The organism is Saccharopolyspora sp., from assembly GCF_017434145.1.
Taxonomy (GTDB): Bacteria; Actinomycetota; Actinomycetes; order Mycobacteriales; family Pseudonocardiaceae; genus Saccharopolyspora_C; species Saccharopolyspora_C galaxeae.
Genome location: NZ_JAFRFW010001048.1, coordinates 1 through 2,451, shown reverse-complemented (window position 1 = coordinate 2,451; position 2,451 = coordinate 1). Strand labels below are relative to the sequence as shown.

General features: G+C 71.3%; 3 protein-coding genes. 1 reads left to right on the top strand and 2 read right to left on the bottom strand.

Translation table 11 applies throughout. From position 1 onward, the window contains the following. Positions 1-599, top strand: a 599-nt coding sequence (locus tag IJH84_RS28635; RefSeq protein ID WP_295151144.1) for a hypothetical protein, incomplete at its 5' end; no start/stop codon positions are given. 6 nt (positions 600-605) lie between these two features. Here the strand turns inward: IJH84_RS28635 and IJH84_RS28630 are convergent. Further along, positions 606-1,724 carry an acyl-CoA dehydrogenase family protein gene (locus tag IJH84_RS28630; protein ID WP_295151142.1) on the bottom strand — a complete coding sequence of 373 codons (1,119 nt, stop codon included), beginning with the start codon at positions 1,722-1,724 and terminating at the stop codon, positions 606-608. Between the two features lie 114 nt (positions 1,725-1,838). Beyond that, positions 1,839-2,451 (bottom strand): acyl-CoA dehydrogenase family protein (locus tag IJH84_RS28625; protein ID WP_295151140.1); only part of this gene is annotated, 613 nt, incomplete at its 5' end.

The window sequence follows — 2,451 nt, the reverse complement described above, 5'->3', positions numbered from 1 at the left end:
GGGGACCGACGGTGCAAACCGGCTCGGCGCGCGACATCTACTTCGGCAGGCCGAGCGGCCCGGTGAAGTGGATCGGCATCATCCTGGCCTGCGCCTTGGCCGTCGTCATCGTCCTGGCCGCGGTCGATCGGTTCGGTCGTGGCGAGGACGGTGTCCCGGCCGCCGGGCAGCCGAGCTCGGGCACCGCCAATTCGGGAATCGCCGCGGTCCGTTCGGAAGGCAGGGTCGATCTCCGCAACGTGAACCTCGACCTGAAACCGCCGAACATCCAGTCCGACGGGTCCCAACGCAGCGTGTGGGCCAGCGGCATCGATCCGCACGGCGAGGCGGGGGAGCCCGAATTGCACGGACTCGGCTCGGGAACCTCCAACGCCCCACCCACCATCGCTGCGTGGAACGGTCCTGACGACCCAAACCGCCAGCAGTGCGCGGACCGGATCGGCAAGCAGGGTGCCGCGAAGTTGACGCTCACCGACTCCAGCCGGTTCTGCGTGCGCACCGCCGGCAACCGGATCGCCTACATCGACGAGGTTTCGTTCGATCCGGCCAAGAACACCGTCACCGCGTTCGCGAGGGTCTGGGAAAGCACGGGCAGCTGAGCCGGTTCAGCCCGCGGCGGAACCGGCCAACCCGAGCAGATCCTCCAGCCGCTCCCGGTGCCGTCGCGGCGTGCCGAAAAGGTGGGTCGTGCTGTGCGCACGTTTGAGGTGCAGGTGGGCCTCGTGCTCCCAGGTGATGCCGATGCCGCCGTGCAGCTGGATTCCTTCGGCGGCCACGTCGGCGTAGGTCTCGCAGCAGAAGGACTTCGCCATCGCCGCGAATTCCGCGGCGCGGTCGTCGCGGGTGGCCACGGCCCAACCGGCAGCTTGGGACAGCGACCGGGCCGATTCGACCGCCACGAACAGGTCCGCGAGCCGGTGTTTGACGGCCTGGAACGAGCCGATCGCGCGGCCGAACTGCTCGCGCACCTGAACGTAGGCGACCGTCTCCTCCAGCCATCGCGTGGCGGCACCGACGTTCTCGGCGGCGAGCGCTGCGGCGGCGACGTCCAGGCAGCGGGTGAGCGCCGGTGCGGCCTGGCCCTCGGCTCCGATCAGCCGAGCGGGCGTTTCGTGCAGGTGCAGCTCGGCCATCGGCCGGGTCAGGTCCATCGGGGCGGAAGCGGCCGGCTCCGCGGCGTCCACTTCGAACAGCGACAGCCCGTGCTCCGTCGCCGCTACGACCAGGACGGCATCCGCCTGCGCCCCGTCCAGCACGAAGCTCTTCTCACCGGTCAGGTACCAGTTTTCGCCGTCACGGCGCGCCTTCGTGGCGCACGTCGAAGTGCTCCACCAGCTCTGCGGCTCGGCCCACGCGAGCGCGACCACCCGCTCACCCGAGGCGATCCCGGGCAGCAGCCGGGAGCGCGCGTCCGCGTCGTCGGTGGCCAGCAGCAGTTCCGCGCTGATCACCGCGCTGCCCAGGAACGGACCGGCGACGAGGCGCCTGCCGAGTTCTTCGGCGACGATGCCGCTTTCCACCATTCCGCAACCGATCCCGCCGCACTCCTCGGGAACGCTGAGCCCGGCCGCGCCGATCTCACCGGCCAGCCGCCGCCACAACTCCGTGTCGTGCTCGGCGATCGGCGCCTCCGGATCCGGGATGTGCGGCCCGCCGCCGCGGTCCACCAGCGCGCGGACTGCCCGCCGCAGGTCTTCCTGCTCATCGGTGAACGCGAAACGCATCGGATTCCTCTTCGAAACTCGGGATTTGGAGGGTGGTTCGCGTAGGCCGCCGCCTAGCGGACCCGCGGCGGTGCCGGTTGCTCAGGTGGCCGATAGCAAGCGGCCGGCACCGCACTAAGCGCCGACCGGCGCGGTCTCACCGGCGGCCAGCGCAGCGGCGACCCGTCGCCGGTGCCAGGTCGTGGTGCCCCACGCCGCGTGCAGCGCCGTGGCCTTCGTCGACCACAGGTGCAGATCGTGCTCGGCGGTGTAGCCGATGGCGCCGTGCACCTGCAGCGCGATGCGGCCCGCGAAGTACGCGGCGTCCGAGGCGGCGATCTTCGCTGCCGAAATGTCCCGGGAACGGTGCCGGGGCTCGGCGAGGCAAGCGCCGTGCACCAGCGGCCGGGCGAATTCGAGCCGCACCGCCACGTTCGCCAAGTGGTGCTTGACCGCCTGGAACCGCCCGACCGGCCGACCGAACTGGTGGCGTTCCTGCACGTACCGGGTGGACATGTCGAGCAGCCGCTGCCCGATGCCGAGCAGCTGCGCCGCGCAGCCGAGCGCGCCGAGGTCGAACGCCTCGGCGACCTGCGCGCCCGGAACCGGCTCACCAGCGGATTCGATCGTCCACAAGCGACGGGCCGGGTCGATGGAGTGCTGCGCCACCGCATCCGGCCGTTCCGCGACCGTGGCGCGCTCCCCGTCGCACTGGAACACCGCGTCGGCGGCATCGGCGTCCAGCGCC